The organism is Kutzneria kofuensis (assembly GCF_014203355.1).
Lineage (GTDB): Bacteria > Actinomycetota > Actinomycetes > Mycobacteriales > Pseudonocardiaceae > Kutzneria > Kutzneria kofuensis.
The window spans coordinates 583954-599957 of the sequence record NZ_JACHIR010000002.1 but is presented as its reverse complement, the minus strand read 5'-3'; the positions used below and the strand labels follow the sequence as shown (position 1 = coordinate 599957).

The 16004-nt window shown below is 70.5% G+C and carries 16 protein-coding genes; 7 read left to right on the top strand and 9 right to left on the bottom strand.

Annotated features, from left to right (window positions below; all coding sequences use genetic code 11):
* Nucleotides 1-33: 33 nt before the first annotated feature.
* Nucleotides 34-585 carry an RICIN domain-containing protein gene (locus BJ998_RS41860; RefSeq protein ID WP_184869673.1) on the bottom strand — a complete coding sequence of 184 codons (552 nt, stop codon included), beginning with the start codon at nt 583-585 and terminating at the stop codon, nt 34-36.
* A 443-nt stretch (nt 586-1028) separates the two neighbouring features.
* Here BJ998_RS41860 and BJ998_RS41855 point away from each other — a divergent pair, with 443 nt between their 5' ends.
* A complete protein-coding gene (locus BJ998_RS41855) occupies nt 1029-2849 on the top strand; it encodes a M1 family metallopeptidase (RefSeq protein ID WP_184869672.1) in 1821 nt (606 codons plus the stop codon).
* A 4-nt stretch (nt 2850-2853) separates the two neighbouring features.
* Here BJ998_RS41855 and BJ998_RS41850 read toward each other — a convergent pair whose 3' ends face one another.
* The gene (locus BJ998_RS41850) at nt 2854-3726 is read right to left on the bottom strand and encodes a S1 family peptidase (RefSeq protein ID WP_184869671.1); all 873 of its coding nucleotides are present in this window, start codon (nt 3724-3726) and stop codon (nt 2854-2856) included.
* A 161-nt stretch (nt 3727-3887) separates the two neighbouring features.
* On the opposite strand from BJ998_RS41850, the gene BJ998_RS41845 reads away from it, so the two are divergent.
* The 3 genes from BJ998_RS41845 to BJ998_RS41835 are packed head-to-tail and all read left to right on the top strand — an operon-like array spanning nt 3888 to nt 4917.
* Nucleotides 3888-4115: a hypothetical protein gene (locus tag BJ998_RS41845; protein WP_184869670.1), complete on the top strand. Its 228-nt coding sequence runs from the start codon at nt 3888-3890 to the stop codon at nt 4113-4115.
* Nucleotides 4115-4435 carry a hypothetical protein gene (locus tag BJ998_RS41840; RefSeq protein WP_184869669.1) on the top strand — a complete coding sequence of 107 codons (321 nt, stop codon included), beginning with the start codon at nt 4115-4117 and terminating at the stop codon, nt 4433-4435. Before BJ998_RS41845 ends, BJ998_RS41840 begins: the two co-directional genes overlap by 1 nt.
* 26 nt (nt 4436-4461) lie before the next feature.
* On the top strand, nt 4462-4917 hold the full coding sequence (locus tag BJ998_RS41835) for a pyridoxamine 5'-phosphate oxidase family protein (RefSeq protein ID WP_184869668.1): 456 nt from the start codon (nt 4462-4464) through the stop codon (nt 4915-4917).
* 138 nt (nt 4918-5055) lie between these two features.
* On the opposite strand, the gene BJ998_RS41830 is transcribed toward BJ998_RS41835, so the two are convergent.
* Together BJ998_RS41830 and BJ998_RS41825 are read right to left on the bottom strand one after the other, a co-directional pair.
* On the bottom strand, nt 5056-6669 hold the full coding sequence (locus tag BJ998_RS41830; protein ID WP_184869667.1) for a thiamine pyrophosphate-binding protein: 1614 nt from the start codon (nt 6667-6669) through the stop codon (nt 5056-5058).
* Complete coding sequence (locus tag BJ998_RS41825) at nt 6666-7430, bottom strand: cyclase family protein (RefSeq protein ID WP_184869666.1); 765 nt, start codon at nt 7428-7430, stop codon at nt 6666-6668. The genes BJ998_RS41830 and BJ998_RS41825 overlap by 4 nt, the downstream gene beginning before the upstream one ends.
* A 51-nt stretch (nt 7431-7481) precedes the next feature.
* On the opposite strand from BJ998_RS41825, the gene BJ998_RS41820 reads away from it, so the two are divergent.
* Nucleotides 7482-8141 carry a hypothetical protein gene (locus BJ998_RS41820; RefSeq protein ID WP_184869665.1) on the top strand — a complete coding sequence of 220 codons (660 nt, stop codon included), beginning with the start codon at nt 7482-7484 and terminating at the stop codon, nt 8139-8141.
* Here BJ998_RS41820 and BJ998_RS41815 read toward each other — a convergent pair.
* The 5 genes from BJ998_RS41815 to BJ998_RS41795 are packed head-to-tail and all read right to left on the bottom strand — an operon-like array spanning nt 8138 to nt 13399.
* Nucleotides 8138-8875 (bottom strand): GntR family transcriptional regulator, encoded by a 738-nt coding sequence (locus tag BJ998_RS41815; RefSeq protein WP_184869664.1) that lies wholly within the window; start codon nt 8873-8875, stop codon nt 8138-8140. The two genes, BJ998_RS41820 and BJ998_RS41815, sit on opposite strands and share 4 nt — an antisense overlap.
* Nucleotides 8872-10344 (bottom strand): beta-N-acetylhexosaminidase, encoded by a 1473-nt coding sequence (locus BJ998_RS41810; protein WP_184869663.1) that lies wholly within the window; start codon nt 10342-10344, stop codon nt 8872-8874. Before BJ998_RS41810 ends, BJ998_RS41815 begins: the two co-directional genes overlap by 4 nt.
* A gap of 3 nt (nt 10345-10347) precedes the next feature.
* Complete coding sequence (locus tag BJ998_RS41805) at nt 10348-11160, bottom strand: carbohydrate ABC transporter permease (RefSeq protein WP_184869662.1); 813 nt, start codon at nt 11158-11160, stop codon at nt 10348-10350.
* Nucleotides 11157-12086, bottom strand: coding sequence for a carbohydrate ABC transporter permease (locus BJ998_RS41800; protein ID WP_221339553.1), 930 nt, complete (start codon nt 12084-12086; stop codon nt 11157-11159). Before BJ998_RS41800 ends, BJ998_RS41805 begins: the two co-directional genes overlap by 4 nt.
* Before the next feature lie 32 nt (nt 12087-12118).
* Nucleotides 12119-13399, bottom strand: coding sequence for an extracellular solute-binding protein (locus BJ998_RS41795; protein ID WP_184869660.1), 1281 nt, complete (start codon nt 13397-13399; stop codon nt 12119-12121).
* Nucleotides 13400-13588: 189 nt separating this feature from the next.
* Between BJ998_RS41795 and BJ998_RS41790 the strand changes: the two genes are divergently transcribed.
* On the top strand, nt 13589-14983 hold the full coding sequence (locus BJ998_RS41790; RefSeq protein ID WP_184869659.1) for a cellulose binding domain-containing protein: 1395 nt from the start codon (nt 13589-13591) through the stop codon (nt 14981-14983).
* An 81-nt stretch (nt 14984-15064) separates the two neighbouring features.
* Nucleotides 15065-15838, top strand: a complete 774-nt coding sequence (locus tag BJ998_RS41785) for a class I SAM-dependent methyltransferase (RefSeq protein ID WP_184869658.1) — start codon at nt 15065-15067, stop codon at nt 15836-15838.
* Nucleotides 15839-16004 lie beyond the last annotated feature (166 nt).

Sequence of the window (16004 nt, the reverse complement as noted above, 5' to 3'; positions counted from 1 at the left end):
TGGGAAAAGCGGTCGATGGTCGTCCGCGCTTGTCTAGCGGAACGTGAACTGCTGTGCGACGGTGCCGTTACATCCCCACGTCTGCAGCCGCACCTCGTTCGCGGTGGACGCGTTCGGAACATCGAGGCAAAGCCCGCCCGTCTGGGTGACGAACTCGTAGACGGGGGTGGGGAAGTCCGCCACTCGGATGATTTTCCAGGTCGCGGACGTGGTCGCCTGCGAGCAGTCCCACTGCTCGATAGGAACTCCCCAGCCTACCCATCCGCCAACGACATTGAGGCACTTGCCGCTCGCCTCGTTCGATATCTTGTAGTATCCGTTGCCCACGTCCCAGACCCACCACTTCTGGCCCGCGGCGTCGCCGCAGCTGTACTGCTGGATGTGCGCGCCGTTGCTGTACAGGCCGGTTTCGGTGCGGACGTCGAGACATTTGCCGCTGTTCACGTTGACGATCTCGAACCAGCCCGCACTCGGCTGCGCGGGCGACACCGCTCCCGCATTCGCAATGCCCGTCGGTCCGAGGACCAGAATCGAAAGCAGGGCGATGGCCAGCGTCGCGCCGGCCCGCCATGAACCCTTACGCACTTTCCTTCCCTTCGTTGCTCTGAACGCTCGACATATCTGAGCTCTCAACAGAACAATCTGCGTCACCCGAAGTGTGTCGCATTTTCGTACCGATCCAGCCTTACTCGCATCACTTCGGCCGACGCAAGGTTCAGGTAGTGGCAAAACTCGACATTGACACGGCATGGCCATCCAATTGGTTGTGCTCACAATTGAAGTGACTTTTCGGGGACCTGCCGTCGACGCGGCGCTGTGACGGGTCGCCGGTCACCGCCGTGCCGGTGACCGACAGGCCGACGGTGATCACCTGGCCGCCGCCCGGCCGGCCCCGGGCGCCGGCCGGTCCGGGCCTCGCGTTTGTCCTGCGCTGGGCGAAAACAGTACGGATGGCGGGTTGTTGGGCGTGCGGACGAGCCGGGAACCTGTCGATGTCCCCGACGGGCGGGGCCACGAAAGGAAATCCCATGAGACGCCGGGCGTTCCCTGCTGCCCTCACGCTGGCGGTCGGACTCTTCGTTACTGTGGCGGTGACCCCGCCCGCACAGGCCGCGACCTGCGGCGACCAGGTGATCGGCAACGCCGGCTTCGAGTCCGGGACCGCGCCGTGGACCGGATCGACCGGCACCATCGGCGCGGCGACCGCGGCCGAGCCGGCGCACAGCGGCACCGGTCTCGCGCGGCTGGACGGCACCGGCGGCACGCACACCGACACGCTGTCCCAGTCGGTGACGCTGCCGAGCGGCTGCTCGTCGGCGACGCTGACCTTCTGGTCGCACATCGACACCAAGGAGACGACCACCTCCACGAAGTACGACACGCTGGCGGTGCAGATCGGCTCCGACACCCTGGCCAGCTACTCCAACCTGGACAAGAACACCGGCTACGTCCAGCGCAGCTTCGACGTCTCGCGCTACCTCGGCCAGACGGTGACGCTGACCCTGACCGGCCGCGAGGACTCCAGCCTGGCCACCAACTTCGCGCTGGACGACTTCGCGCTGACCACCGGCACCGGGAACCCGCCGCCGCCCACCGACTCCACCCGCACGCCGATCAACCCGGCGTACACGGTGAACCTGACGTCCAACAGCACGGGCGACACGTGGACCGGGCACCAGACGGTGACCTTCACCAACGGCTCGCCGACCGCGCTGCCGGAGGTCTACCTGCGGCTGTGGGACAACTACCACGGCTCCTGCCCGACGACGCCGATCACGGTCACCAACCTGACCGGCGGCACCGCGTCGGCGCTGACCGTGGGCTGCACCGCGATGAAGGTGACGCTGCCGTCGCCGCTGGCGCAGAACCAGTCCGCCACCATCGGCTTCGACCTGAGCATCGCGGTGCCCAGCGGCGCCGACCGGTTCGGCCGGGACGGCGCGTACAACATGATCGGCAACGCGCTGCCGGTGCTCGCGGTGCGCGACGGCGCCGGCTGGCACCTGGACCCGTACACCAACAACGGCGAGTCGTTCTACACGGTGATCGGTGACTTCGACGTCACCCTGGTGCACCCGACCAGCCTGCTGACCCCGGCCACCGGCACGTCCACCGAGACCACCAGCGGCAGCACCACGACCACGCACGCGGTGGCGTCCAAGGTCCGGGACTTCGCCTGGGCCGCCGGGCCGTTCGCGAAGATCACCAAGACCTCCGGCAAGGGCGTGCGGGTCAACGTCTACTCGGTCAGCGGGATCTCCACCAGCAGCGCCAACTCCATGCTGACGCTGGCCGCCGACGCCGTCGACGTCCACTCGGGACGGTTCGGCGACTACCCGTACGGTGAGCTGGATGCCGTCATCGACAACAACTTCTGGTTCGGCGGCATGGAGTACCCGGGCTTCGTGCTCGACCTGGTGTCCAGTGTGGCCCTGCCGCACGAGATCGCGCACCAGTGGTTCTACGGCATCGTCGGCGACGACGAGTACAACTCGCCGTGGCTGGACGAGGGCTTCACCGACTACGCCACGGACCTCTACCGCGGCGTGACCGGCTCGGGCTGCTCGATCACGTGGCAGTCCAGCGCCGAGAAGCTGACCAACTCGATGGCCTACTGGGACGCGCACTCGTCGCGGTACTCGTCGGTGGTCTACAACTACGGCAAGTGCACCCTGCACGACCTGCGGCGGCTGATCGGCGACACGGCGATGGCGAACCTGCTGAAGTCCTACGCCCAGTCGCACTGGTACGGCGTGTCCACCGTGGCCGACTTCAAGGCGGCGGCGCAGGCGGCGGCCGGTTCGACGGACCTCACCTCGTTCTGGGCCTCGCACCGCGTGGAGGGCTGAGTCCTCAGCGCGGGTGGGCGTCGATCTGCTGGTGAATCCAGTCGGACACGGCGTCCACCCGCGCGACGACCTCCAGGCCCGGCTGCGGGCAGGCCGGGCCGTTGTCGACGATGGCCACCAGCGTGCCGGTCACGTTGTCGTCGGAGACGAAGAACGGGCCGCCCGAGTCGTCGGGGCACGGGCTGTTCTCCACCGTCCGCGGCACGGTCGGCTCGGCGTCGAGGGTGGTCTTGTGCAGCGCCGCGACCCGGAACTGCCCGCGCTTGAGGTGGTCGGACGGCGCGACGACCGTCGGCGAGGTGGAGCCCCAGCCGGCGAACTGCAGCGGCTCGCCGACGGCCGGCGGCTTGTCGGCCAGGGCCAAGGGCTTGATGTCGGTGATCGGCCGGTCGAGCCGCACCACCGCCAGATCGTTGACCGGGGACTGCCGAACGTCCACGACCTGGGCGGAATCGCCACCCGGATCGCTGTCCTTGAGCTTTCCCAACGTCACGGTCATGTGATATCGCGGTGCGCCGCCGACCCTTACATCATTCACGTCGTGAAAGCAATGGCCGGCGGTCACTACCCATTCCGCCGCAATCAGGGAACCGCTGCACGCGCCGCTGCGAATCCCGCCGCCGAGCACCGGAATGTCCGCTGACGTGAGTTTCGCGTTGAACGGCAGCACGGCGCTCGGCCCCGGGCGAGTTGTGGTCGTTGGCGCGGTTACGACATGCGGGCGGTCGGTGTGGCCGCTTGTGAGCACGGTGTTCCGGGGTACGCTCCGTGATTGTGTCGTCACGGTGTATGCGCAGGCGATGCCCGCGCCGAGTATCGCCGCGGCCGCCAGGGCCCCCAGGCGCACGGGCGCCGGGCGGCGCGAAAGCGTGCTCATGCCTGTTTGATACGGACGGCGGCGCGAAAAGGTTGTCCCGATCGCGAGATTGCGACTCCGCTCACCACCGAATGTTCCCGAACGGACAAGTCGGCGGCGATAGTGGACGGCGGTGTCCGACCGGCGGAATTGTCCCGCGACCAGCGGGTACCCATGCTCCCATGGACGAGGACACCGAACGCCCGCAGCGCCTGGAGACCGGCGCCGTCGTCGCCTACTTCGACCTCAGCCAGTACCCGGTGGGCACGGTCCGCAGAGGGACCGCCAGCGGGGCGGAGATCGTCGACCCGGGCACCGACGAGTGGTGGATCCCGGTGCGGCGGACGGACGGGCCCGTCGACCTGGTGCCGACGGCGTTGATCATCGATGTGCTGCCCTTGGAGGACTGATGGGACGGGTGATGGGCCTGTCCGCCCGGCAGCGGCGGAACCTGGCCCGGCTTGACCGGTCGTTGGCCGGCGATGCGGTGCTGACCCACCTGAGCGGCTTGTTCCCCGAGCCGGTGCGGCCGCTGCCGCGGGCCGGGCTGGGGAAGGCCGCGTGGTGCCTGATCGTGATCGTCGTCGGCTTCGCCGTCGCGGCCCTCGGCGCAGCCGGCGGGGCCGTGATCGGCGCCGGCGCCACGGTCGCCGTTGTCGTCGGCGTGACCGCGGTCGCCGGCGCGCTCGCGTACCTGCTGGCCGAGAAGCCCGAAAGAGTGTGGCGGTAGGTTCCGTAGCGCGCGATCATGGCCCGATGACCGCTTGGCGGGACGTCGAGCAGGCCGCGCCGGAGTTCGCGGGGCGGGTGCGGGCGCTGTTCGACGCGCACAGACACAAGACCATCGCCACCCTGCGGGCCGACGGCTCGCCCCGGATCTCCGGCATCGAGGCCAGGTTCGAGGACGGCGAGCTGGTCTTCGGCTCCATGCCCAATGCCCGCAAGGGCGCCGACCTGCGCCGGGACCCCCGGTTCGCGCTGCACAGCGCCACCGTCGACCCCGTCGACGGCGAGGAGGCCGCGTGGCCCGGGGAGGCCAAGATCGCCGGCCGGGCGATCTTCGCCGACCCGACCGCCGAGCGGCCGGACAGCGACCGCCTCCAGGCCGACATCACCGAGATCGTGCACACCCACCTGAACGAGGCGGCGACGCTGCTGGTGGTGGAGTGGTGGACACCGGCCGGCGGGCTGCGAAAGGTCGAGCGGGAGTAGCACCCGAGGCTGGGCTGTGGCGCACGTGAGTGGCTCACTTGGTCCGCGGAAGCCACATGAGCCACTCACGTGCGTGAGCAAGGCCCTTCAGCAGGTCCGTGTCGGTCAGGCCGGCCGCCGGCGGGAGACGAGCCTGGCTCAGTGACCGTGGAACGCCTCGGCCAGCCACCACGAGCCGCCGTCGTCGGTGATCTTGGCGTCGATCACCAGTGGGGTGTCACGGGGGCCGTCGAGCCAATTCTGCACGGGGTCGAGGTCGGCGGTGGTGCGGACGGTGACGCCGGTGCAGCCGAAACCGTGGGCGATGGCGGCGATGTCGGTGGGCGGGAAGCGGACGGTGGCGTGGTCGCCGGTGAAGTGGTGCACCTCGGCGCCGTAGGCGGCGTCGTTGTAGACGATGACGACGAGCGGCAGGCCGAGGCGGACGGCGGTTTCGAGTTCGCCGGCGGCCATGTGGAAGCCGCCGTCGCCGAGAGCGGCGACGGGAAGCCGGTCGGGGCGGGCGATCGCGGCGCCGATGGCGGTGGCGAGGCCGAGACCGATGGACTGGAACGCCTGGGTGAAGCAGAAGCCGAACTCGTCGGGCACGGCCAGGTAGGCGCTGGGATAGCCCATGAAGTTGCCGGAGTCGACGGAGACGATCCGCTCGGCCGGCAGGATCCGGTCCAACTCCGACGACAGCGTGCGCGGGTCGATGAGCTCGGCGGTGGACTCGTCGGTGTGGTCGGCGGCGGACCATCGCGCACGAGAGGCGATACGGTCGCGAAGCTCGGGGGAGCGGTAACCCTTCGAACTGTCCAGCTTGGCGCGCACCGCGCGGGCAACCACGGCGGAGTCGCCGACCACGCCGACGTCGATCGGTCGGTGCGCGCCGAGGGCGCTCTCGTCGAGATCCACCTGGGCGAGCCGGGTGTCGGGCCCGATCAGCTTGCCCTGACGGGTGGTCCACCGGTTCAGCGCACAGCCCCAGCCGACGATGAGGTCCGCGCCACGGATCAACTCGGCGGTCAGCGGCGACGAGAAACCGCCGGAAATGCCCAGGGCCCAAGGGTCTTCGTGGAACAGGCCGTGCGCGACGGCGGAGGTGGCCAGCAGCGCGCCGCACGCGTCGGCCAGGGCACGGATCTCCGCGGCGGCCCCGCGCCCGCCGCGGCCCGCGATGAACACGGGCCGCTCGGCGGCGGCGATGAGGGCCGCCAGCGACGTGACGTCGGGCTCGGCGGCGGGCGAAGGCGCCAGCAGCGCAACGGGTTTCGACTCCGGAGCGACCATGGCCTGCACGTCGAGCGGGAGGTTGAGCACGACCGTGCGGCGCTCGAACAACGCCGTCCGGTATGCCCGCACGGCGTCGGCAACGGCGGTCTCCGGGCTGTGGATCCGTTCCGGGACAGCGCCGACGGAGCGGGCGAGGGCGTCCTGGTCGATGCGGAAGTTGTTCAACGGATCGGAGTCCGGCGCCTCCGCCGTGAGAACCAGCAGCGGCGTCCGGCTCTTGGCCGCCTCGCCGATCCCCGTGACGGCATTCGTCAGCCCGCAACCCTGATGCGTCGACACGATCGCCACCCGGCCGCTCATCCGCGCGCAGGCGTCGGCAGCGGTGGCCGCCGCGCCCTCGTGACGGGTGGCGTAGAACGGGACACCGTTGTCCCGCAGTGCATTGGTGACGTGGAAGTTGCCGCTGCCCACGACCCCGAACACCGGGCCCGCGCCGAGCTCGGCCAGCACGCGCCCGACCGCCTCGGCGACGATCACGGCCGCTCCACGAACGCGTACACCCGGGCCGGGCTGCCCGACCCGCCGACGATCGGCAGCGGCGACACCACCAGCACGGACCCGGTCGGCGGCAGCTGCGCCAGGTTCCGCAACTGCGTCAACCCGCACTTTCCCGCGCCCAGCAACCGGTCGTGGCACGGGAACATCGGCTCCAACTCGGCCGCCCGACCGGCATCCGTGCCCACGGTCTCCACGCCGAAGCCGGCGATCGGCGTCTCCTCGGCCAGCCACTGCGCGCATTCCGGCGACACACCCGGGCTGTGCGAGCCGTTGAGGAAGCTCTCCTGGTCGCCGGACCGCGTGTCCCACCCCGTGCGATACAGCAGCCAGCCCCCGTCCGGCAGCGGCCCGTGCTCGCCCTCCCACTCCCGCACGTCGTCGATGCTCAGCAGAAAGTCGGGGTCCGAGGCCACCTTCGCCGACGCGTCGAGCACCACCGCCGGCGCGACGAGCGTGCGCAGCGGGATCTGGTCCACGCTGTCGCCGTCCTTGCCCGACAGCCAGTGGTTCGGGGCGTCGACGTGCGTGCCGACGTGCTCGCCGGTGTGGATGTCGTTCCAGTACCAGCGCGGGCCGCGGTCGTCGTAGCGGCTGATCTCCTCCAGCCGGAAGCTCGTCGTGTTCGCGAACGGCGGCGGCAGCTGCAGCACGGGGGTGCTCGCCGAGAGCGGCGCGGTCAGGTCGACGACCTCGACACGACCACCCGCCAGCGCGGACAGCAGGTCGGCCAGCACGGGCATCGGAACCTCCTTGACTCGGGACCCACGCGATCCTCTCCTAACCTGACACCCATGACCATCGACAACGTGTCCGGGCCGGCGGTGTTCCGCCGTGCCGTGCAGGCTCCGGTCCGCCGTGCGGCCGACGAGTTCCGCCGGCTCGCCGACGCCCTGGACGCCGCGGCCGCCGAGGTCGACGTGCTGGACCGGGGCCTCGGGCCGCATCCCGCGGTGGACCTCGCCCGCACGGTGATCCAGCAGATCCAGGCCGTCGGTGGGCAGGTCGACTACGGCACGCTGCTGCGCGCCGCCGCCGACCTCGACGCCGTGCTCATCGGCGCCCCGCTGGCCGCCCCGCCGCCGGCCGCCAGCGGCCGGTTTTCCCGCCGCGCCGCGCAGGCCCCGCCGCCGCCCGCCCCCGCGCCGGTCAACCCCATCTCGCCGAACACGCTGTGGGTCGAGGACGACCAGGATGCCGGCCGGGTCCGATTCGTCTGGGTCACCGGTCTCGACGCCAAGGCCGTCCAAGCCGACTGCCGGGCGTGGCGGGACGAGACCAACGTCCGCGTCCGCCCCACGACCATCCCCGTCGCCCAGTTCCAACCCGGCATCTACCGTCCCGCCAACGAGCAGGAGTACCGCCGCGCGGCCCAGATCATCGTCGCCCTGCGCAGCACCGGGGTGGACGTGTCGGTGATGCGTCCCCTGCTGGAGTTCGCCAAGAGGTCCTAGCCGGACGTGTCGTCGAACCGCAGCGTCGAGGTGATGCGGTACCGGTCGCCGCGGTACACGGACCGGGTGACCTCCACGACCCGGCCGGTGGTGTCGCGGGTGGTCCGCTCGATCTGCAGCAGCGGCGAGTACACCGGGACGTCGAGGAGTTCGGCCTGCTCGGGGTTGGTGAAGGACGGCTCGATGCTCTGCACGGCCTCCGACACGCGCACGCCGAAGCGTTCCCGCAGCAGCCGGTAGAAGTTGCCGGATTCCATGTCGGACGGCTGCAGCCCGGGGACGATGGCGGCGGGCAGTTCGAGGCGTTCGATGGCGATCGGCTCGTCGTCGACGAGCCGCACCCGGGTGACGCGCAGCGCCGGGTCGCCGGCGTCGAGTTCGAGGCGGGCGGCGGTCGGCGGCAGCGCGGGGGAGACGTCGAAGGTGACGACCCAGCTGGTCCAGTCGCCCTCGGCCGGCGGCACGGTCATGCCGGCGGAGCCGGCGAGCTCCTGGGTGACCTTGTGCGGGCTGGTGAACGTGCCGCGCCCGCGCTGCCGGACCAGGAAGCCGTCGCGGGTGAGCTCGTCGAGGGCGGCCCGGACGGTCGGCCGGGACACGCCGAGCTGCTGCGCCAGGTCCCGCTCGGACGCCAGGCCGGTGCCGGGGCGGGTGTTCTCGATCAGCCCGAGGATGTGCCGGCGGACGACGTCCCGCTTGGGCGATTTCCGGGGGTCGAGCGGCTCAGCTGTCACGGCGTCGTTTCGGTCGTAGGGAGGGCGTTCAGGGCGTGGAGCAGGTCGAGCTGGTCGGCCAACCGGCGCCGGAAGTCATCGTAGTCGGGAGCGGTCGAGCGCCAGGCCGTGTCGGCGAACGCGCACAGCCGGGGGAACGCCAGCCGCCGCACGTGGTCGGGCGTCGGCGCGAGCTCGGTCCACAGCTGGGCCTGCGCGCCGAGCACCCCGGGCCGGTCGCCGACGGCCACCGGCAGCCCGCCGGCCAGCGGGTCGAACCGGTACACGTCGGCCACCGTCGTGACGATCCCCGAGTGCCCGGGCGGCTTCTCCTGCCGGTAGTCGAGGTACGTCGACCGGTGCGGGGCCATGATCACCTGATGCCCGTCGTCGACGGCCGACGCCCCGTGGGCGGCGTCCCGCCACGCGGCGAGCACCATGCCCGGCGGCATGTCGCCGGCGTGCTGGCCGGTCTCGGCCCAGCACACGGCCGTCCGCCCCAGGTCACGGAGCGTGTCCCGCATCTGGCCGAGGAACCAGCCGTGCAGCCGGCTCGGGTCGTCGAACCCCAGTTCGGCGGCGCGGGCCAGCGCCGACGGGGCGGTCGCCCACTGCGTCGTCGGGCACTCGTCGCCGCCGATGTGCACGTACGGGGCCGGGAACACGTCGGCGACCTGGCGCAGCACCTCACGGCAGAACGCCAGCGCGGTGTCGTGCACGCCGAGGATGTCCTCGCTGATGCCCCAACTCGTCCACACCGGCAGCCGCCGCTCGGGGAAGTTGCCCAGTTCGGGATACGCCGCCAAAGCCGCCCGCACGTGCCCGGGCATCTCGATCTCCGGCACGATGGTCACACCGCGGTCGGCGGCGCACCGCACCAGCTCCCGCAGCTCGGCCTGGGTGTAGTAGCCGCCGTGCGGCACGCCGTCGAACCGGCTGCTGCCGGCCGGGCCGACCATGCTCTCCGGCCGCCACGCGCCCACGTCGACCAGCCGCGGCCAGCCGTCGATCTCGATGCGCCAGCCCTGGTCGTCGGTCAGGTGCAGGTGCAGCACGTTCAGCTTGTGCAGCGCCATCACGTCGACGAATTGGTGCAGGAACTCCAACGGCATGTGGTGGCGGGCCACGTCGAGCAGCACTCCCCGCCACGGCAGCCGCGGCACGTCGCGAATCCGCAGGCACGGCAGGTTTTCTTGCGACGCCAGGCTCCGCAGCGTCTGCACGCCGTTGAGCAGACCCGCCTCGGCGGTGGCGGACAGCAGCACCTGGTGTGGCCGGATGTCCAGCTGGTAGCCCTCGGGGCCGGGGCCACGGCTGGCCAGTTCGAGCCAGATCGACGGCGCGAAGCCGTTGCCGCCGCGCAGGCCGAGGTAGCCGGCGAGCAGGTCGCCGGCCCGCTCGGCGCCGGGGCCGCAGCTGATCCGCAGGTTGGGGCGCAACGGGAAGGTGCCCGGTCGCCGTTCCACCTGACTGGGACTGGGAATGATCATCGGCTAGCCCTTCACCGCCCCCGCGGTCATGCCCTCCACCAGCCGCCGCTGCACGAGGGCGAAGAACACCACCACCGGCAGGGCGAACAGGGTGGAGGCGGCGATCAGGCCGCCGTAGTCGGTGCCGGTGCTCGTGCTGAACGAGACCAGCCACACCGGCAGCGTGTAGCCCGACTGGTCCTTCATGATCACGTATGCGAACAGGAAGTCGTTCCAGGCCGTGATGAACGCGAACACGCTGGTGGCGATGATGCCGGGAAGCACCAGCGGCAGCAGGATCCGACGGATCACGGTGCCGCGACCGGCGCCGTCGACCATTGCCGCCTCCTCCAGCTCCACCGGGATGCCCTGCAGGAACCCGCGCAGGGTCCAGATGGTGAACGGCAGCACCAGCGCCACGTAGGTGAGGCCCAGCCCGAGGAACGTGTCGAGCAGGTGCACCGATTTCAGGCTCAGGAACAGCGGAATCACCAGTGCCGGCACGGGAACCATCTGCACCACCAGCACCGCGATGAGGAAGCCGCGCCGGCCGGGGAAGCGGAACCGGGTCAGCGCGGTCGCGGCCAGGAACGCCACGACGATCGCCACGACCACCACCGCGCCGGTGACGAGAACGCTGTTTCCGAGATCGTGGAGGAAACCCGGTTTTCCGATGGCATCGGCGAAGTTGGCCACCGTGAACGGGAACGGCAGGAACCGCGGCGTGGCGCTGAGGATGTCCCCGTACGGCTTGAATGCCGTATTCACCATCCAGTACACCGGGAACAGCCATACCGCACAGAACAGCGTCGCCGCCGCGTTGCGAGCAATCCTCATAGCGTCTCCCCGGAGCGGACGAGCCGGCGCACGTACACCGCGGTCATCGCGAGCAACAGCAGCACCGACACCACGGCGATCGCGCCGCCCTGGCCGAACGAGTTCTTGCTGAACGCCGTGGTGAACGTCCAGATGCCCAGCGTCGTGGTCTGCCCGCTGGGACCGCCTTGGGTGAGGATCCAGATCTGGTTGAACACGGTGAAGTCCCAGATCACCGACAGGATGGTGACCAGGCCCAGGACGGGCCGCAGGAACGGCAGCGTGATGGTGGCGAACACCCGCACCGGGCCGGCGCCGTCGATGGCCGCCGCCTCGTAGTAGGAGCGGGGGATCTGCGTCAGGCCGGCGTGCAGGGTCAGCGCCACGAACGGCACCGACTGCCACACCACCAGCAGCCACACCAGCGCGAACGCGGAGAACGCCGACGTCGTCCAGTCGTGCTGGGTGAGGTCGCCGAGCACGCCGACGCGGCTGAGCAGCCAGTTCAGCACGCCGTACACCGGCTGGAACAGCCACTGCCACACCAGCGTGGACGCCACGTTCGGGATGGCCCAGGCGGCGATCAGCGCGAACATCACCGCCGCCCGCATCCGCCGCCCGAGCCGGCCCATCAGCAATGCGACCGCGAGGCCGATGACCAGCGTGCCGACCATCAGCGCGGCGCAGAAACCGATGCTGCGCGCCAGAACCGGCCCGAGATCCGGCGATCCCAGCACCGCCAGGTAGTTCGCGAGGCCGGCCCAGCCGACGGTGCCGGTGAACAGCGACCGCAGCCCGTAGTCCTGCACCGAGATGACCACCAGCCGGGCCAGCGGGTAGCCGAGCACCAGGGCCAGCACGGCGGCCGCGGGGGCCAGCAGGCCGTAGGGCAGGAGGGGGCGTCGCCGGCGCCGGGGCGGTGGTTCGGCGCCGGCGACTGGTGTCATCGCTGCTGCCGGCGATGACGTCCGGAGGGCGCTCATCGCGCCGCGTTCAGGGCCTGGTCGAGGTGCGCGTCGAAGTCCCTGGCCGCGTCGGCGACCGACTTGCGGCCGGTGGCGATGTCGGCGAAGAAGGTGTTGATCGACTTGTCGCTCTCGACGGTGGCCCAGCCCGGGGTGGCCGGCGTGCTGCCGGAGGACTTGGCGGCGGCGAAGAACGCGGCGCTCAGCGGCGGCAGCGACGGCGTCACCTGGTCGATGACCTGCGTGGAGACCGGGGTCCAGCCGTCGATGCCGGCGATCGCCGAGCGCTGCACGGCCGGGTCGGCCGCGGCCTTCAGGTAGGCCAGCGCCAGGTCCTGGTTGCGGGACTTGGCCGCGACGCCGAGGTCGGAGCCGCCGAGGAACACCGGCTGCGTCCGGCCGGCAGTGGCACTGGGGAACGGGAAGGTGCCGATGTCGTCCTTGATCGACGGGTTGTCCTTGAGGATGGTGTTCACGCTGGTGTCGAGGATCGCCGAGGTCGCGCCCTGGGCGAACATGGCCGCCTGGTCCGGCGCCTTCGTGTCGACGTTGCGCGAGGCCGCGCCGGAATACGTGTTCTGGAACTGCTGCCACGCCTTGAGCCCCTGCTGCGCGGCCGGCTTCTCCAGCGCTCCGGTCCACTTGCGACCGTCCTGTGTGGCCAGTTGTCCACCGGCGTCCCAGACGAACTGCAGGGCCCCGTACCAGTACTGGCCCGGGAAGTTGAACGCGGCGAACGCCGGATCGGGGTTGGCCGCCTTGACCTTGTCCAGGTCGGCGGTCAGTTCGGCGAAGGTGGCCGGCGGCGCGGTGACGCCGGCCTTGGCCCAGATCGACTTGCGGTAGATGACCGCGCGGTTGCCGGCGAACAGCGGGGCCGCGTAGATCTTGCCGTCCACGGTGGCCGGCCCGGCCAGCCCCGGCAGCCACGCCTGACCGGCCGACAGATCGGCCTTGTGGTCGGTGAGGTCGGCCAGCGCACCGTTGGCGGCGAACAGCGGCACGTCGGTGTTGCCGATCTCCAGCACGTCCGGGGTGCTGTCCTGGGCCAGCGCGGTGCTGATCTTGGTGTTGATGTTGTCCCACTCCTGGACCTGCACCGTCACCGTGGCCCCGGTGGCCTTCTCGAACGCGGTGTTGATCGCGGCGACGGCCTTGTCGCTGAGATCGCCGTCCATCAGCCAGACGGTGATGGCCTTGCCCTGGGACGCGTTCTCGGCCGAACCGGCGCCGCAGGCGGAGACGGCGAGGGCGACGGCGGCCATGGCTGAGGCGGCGGTGCTGCGTCTGGACATCGGGATCCTCCCGGGGGCGGCGGGGGCGGTTGGCGACGGAGACTTCCGCATGACCATTGGTCATGTCAAGGCTCTTGACACCGTCGCTCACCAGGTTCACCGTGTACGGAATCCGGCTGACCAAAGACCTGACCATTGGTAAGCCGGTGTCGACGAGGCCGCCACGCGTCGTTCGACCGAGGAGAACCGATGGACCACAGCCCTGCCCGGCCGCGGGTCCGCCGCCGCGCCGCTCTCGCCGCGACCGCGGCGGTGTGCGCGGCGGCCAGCCTCTACGCCATCCATCCCGCGCTGGCCGCGACGCCCGCGCTCAGCGTCCAGTACAAGACCTCCACACCCGCCAGCGCGGGCGAGGCCGAACCCTGGTTCAAGATCGCCAACACCGGCGGCGGCTCGCTGGCGCTGAACCAGGTGACCCTGCGCTACTACTTCACCGCCGACACCACCAGCCAGTACGTGTTCGCCTGCGCCTGGGCGGTCGTCGGCTGCGGCACCATCACCGGAACCATCGGCACGCTGCCGACGCCGACCGCGACCGCCGACCACTACCTCCAGGTCAGCTTCACCGGCGGCGCTATCGCCCCCGGCGCGGACAGCGGCGACATCCAGCTGCGGCTGTACCGGGCCGACTGGCAGAACGTCAACCAGGCCAACGACTATTCGTTCAACGGGGCCGACACCGACTACGCCGTCAACACCAAGGTCGCCGCCTACGTCAACGGCACGCTGGCCTTCGGCACCGCCCCGGCCGGCGGCGGCCCGACCACCACCACGACCACCACGACCTCGCCCGGCGGACCGCCGCCCAGCGGCCCGGCCCTGTTCGACGACTTCCACTACAGCGGCTCATCCGACCCTGCGCTCGCCGCGCACGGCTGGAGCGTGCGCACCGGCGGCGGTGGCCCGGGCATCGCCGGCACGTGGTCGGCCAACGCGATCAGCTTCCCGTCCGACTCGACCGCGGTCGGCGGCCGGGTGATGCAGCTGGAGGCCAGGACCGACGGCACCGCCGCGAACACCACGCAGGCCGAGATCGACACCGTGCAGCGCAAGTTCCTCGAAGGCACCTACGCCGCTCGGGTGTACTTCACCGACGCGCCGACCAGCGGTCCGAACGGCGACCACGTCAACGAGACCTTCTACACGATCACGCCCGACGAGCCGCTCTACAGCGAGCTGGACAACGAGTACCTGCCCAACGGCGGCTGGGGCGCGCCCGGCCCGACGCTCTACACCACCACCTGGTACAGCGCCGACGCCATGGACCGCGTCACGCACAACGTGGTCGCCAGCCTGAAGGGCTGGCACACGCTGGTGATGACCGTCGCCAACGGCACCGTCACGTACTATGTGGACGGTCAGGTCTACTTCACCAGCAACGGGAAGTACTACCCGCGGGACAAGATGACCATCGACTTCAACGAGTGGTTCATCGACCTGCCGTTCACCGGCCAGCGCACCTGGGACCAGAAGGTCAACTGGGTGTACTTCAACGCCGCGGCGCTGAGCCCGGCCCAGGTGGACAGCGCCGTCTCCGGCTACTACGCCGCCGGCACGCACTTCACCGACACCGTGCCCAACTGAAGCGGTCTGCCCCCGCCCGAACGGGCGGGGGCAGACTAATTCGATTGACCGCTTTCGCGTGGACCCGCTGTCATGGCGGTCATGACCACCGAGCAGCTACCCGAGCACGTTCGGGCCAACCGCGAGTACTGGGACGGCATGGCCGACCGCTGGGTGACCGCCGGCGAGCGGGCGTGGCGGGACAACGAGGTGACGTGGGGCGTCTTTCACGCCCCGCAGTCCGAGGTTCCGCTGCTGCCGAACGACGTCAGCGGCATGGACGTCATCGAACTCGGCTGCGGCACCGGCTATGTGAGCTCGTGGCTGGCCCGGCGCGGCGCGAAGCCGGTGGGCATCGACAACTCCGAGAAGCAGCTCAGGACCGCCCGGCGGTTGCAGCACGAGCACGGCGTCGAGTTCCCGCTGCTGCACGGCAACGCCGAGCACGTGCCGTACCCGGACGAGTCCTTCGACCTGGCCGTCAGCGAGTACGGAGCGGCGATCTGGTGCGACCCGTACGTGTGGATCCCGGAGGCGGCGCGGCTGCTCCGTCCCGGCGGGCGCCTCGCGTTCCTGGGCAACAGCGTGGTCTCCATGCTGTGCGCGCCGGACGACGAGAACGAGAAGTCCACCGAGCGGATGCTGCGCTCGCAGCGGGACATGCACCGGTTCGCCTGGGATGACGGCGGCGTCGAGTTCCATCTCAGCCACGGCGACATGATTCGCCTGCTGCGCGCCAGCGGCTTCGAGGTCGAGGACCTGATCGAGATCTACGCGCCCGAGGACGCGCCCGACTCCTTCTTCCACTACGCCCCGGCGGGCTGGTCGCGGCAGTGGCCCGTCGAGGAGGTCTGGAAGGCGCGCAAGGTCAGCTGATCAACCCGGACCTCAACAGCGCTGCCCGAGCGAGTAGGCCGCGACCGTGACATCAGGCTCGGACGAACTCCACCAGCACGCGGTAGACCTCGTCGCGGTGCGGGACACCACCACCGAGCTCGGTGTCACCGGCTCCCAGTGTCCATAGTGGATTGTTCCGGTGGCG